2 protein-coding genes are annotated in these 1325 nt (G+C 74.9%); one reads left to right on the top strand and one right to left on the bottom strand.

Translation table 11 applies throughout. The annotated features are described in order from the left end of the window. The coding region (locus tag ESO86_RS17105) for an FAD-binding oxidoreductase (protein WP_129235975.1) at positions 1–836 on the bottom strand (836 nt) is incomplete at its 3' end. Between the two features lie 137 nt (positions 837–973). Here ESO86_RS17105 and ESO86_RS17100 point away from each other — a divergent pair. Further along, the coding region (locus ESO86_RS17100) for an Ada metal-binding domain-containing protein (protein WP_165308278.1) at positions 974–1325 on the top strand (352 nt) is incomplete at its 3' end.

Below are 1325 nucleotides of genomic sequence, written 5' to 3'. Positions count from 1 at the left end.
TGCTCGGCGACGCGCGCGAGCCCGACGGGGTCGATGAGCTCGAGGATCGCCGGACGCACGCGCGCCGCGGCGACGCCGCCGACCGCGACGCCCGCCGACTCGACGTCGGGGAAGGCCGCGGCGACGGTCTCGATCGGGCCGTGCACCACGGGGCGGAGGCGGAGCGTGGCCTCGACGATCACGCCGAGGGTGCCCTCGGAGCCCGTCATGAGCGCCGTGAGGTCGTAGCCGGTCACGCCCTTGACCGTGCGGTGGCCGGTCCGCAGGAGCGAGCCGTCGGCGAGGACCACGGCGAGGCCGAGCACGCTCTCGCGCGTGACGCCGTACTTCGCACAGAGCAGTCCGCCGGCGTTCGTGGCGATGTTGCCGCCGATCGACGAGATGGCGCGGCTCGCGGGATCGGGCGCGTACCAGAGCCCGCGCTCGCGGGCGGCGCGGTCGAGGTCGCCGTTCAGCACGCCCGGCTCGACGACCGCGAGCTCGTCGACGTCGTCGATCTCGAGGATGCGGTCCATCCGCGAGAGGTCGAGCACGACGGATCCGCGGCTGGAGATGCCGCCGCCGGCGAGGCCGGTCCCGGCGCCGCGCGGAACGACCGGCGTGCCGGTGGCGCTCGCGATCCGCATGAGCTCCTGCACGTCGTCGACGGATGCCGCGTGGACGAGGGCCGTCGGCGGCGCGTCGCTGCGCCATCCGCTGCGGTCCTCGCGCACCGCGTCGAGGGCGGGTCCGTCGAAGGCGACCCGCTCGCCGAAGGCGTCGGCGAGGCGCGAGCGCACGTCCGCGTCCGACGGGTCGGCGGCGCCCGCTGTGGACGGCGGTGCATCGGTGGGCATGGACTCCAGCGTATCGACCCAGCCATGTCCGATTTCCGCTATGCAGCGACGTGGGCGGATGCGACGCTGGAGTGGTGACCACGACCGACACCGCCGATCCCCTCGCCGACCCGTCGTTCGCCGAGCGCTACCGCGCGATGCTGGCGCGCGACGCCCGCTTCGACGGCCAGTTCATCACGGGCGTGCACTCGACGGGCATCTACTGCCGACCGAGCTGTCCGGCGGCACCGCCGAAGCCGCGGAACGTGACGTTCTACCGGACCGCCGCCGCCGCGCACGAGGCCGGACTCCGAGCCTGCAAGCGGTGCCTGCCCGACGCCGTCCCCGGTTCGCCCGAATGGGACCTCGACGACGACCTCGCGGCCAGGGCGATGCGGCTCATCGCCGACGGCGTCGTCGAGCGCGAGGGCGTGCCGGGCCTCGCACGCCGGCTGGGCTACACGCCCCGCCACCTCACGCGGGTGCTCACCGCCGAGCTCGGCGCCGGGC

Origin of the sequence: Agromyces binzhouensis (assembly GCF_004135055.1) — a bacterium.
GTDB classification, from domain to species: Bacteria; Actinomycetota; Actinomycetes; order Actinomycetales; family Microbacteriaceae; genus Agromyces; species Agromyces binzhouensis.
This window is presented reverse-complemented; position numbering and strand designations above follow the sequence as displayed.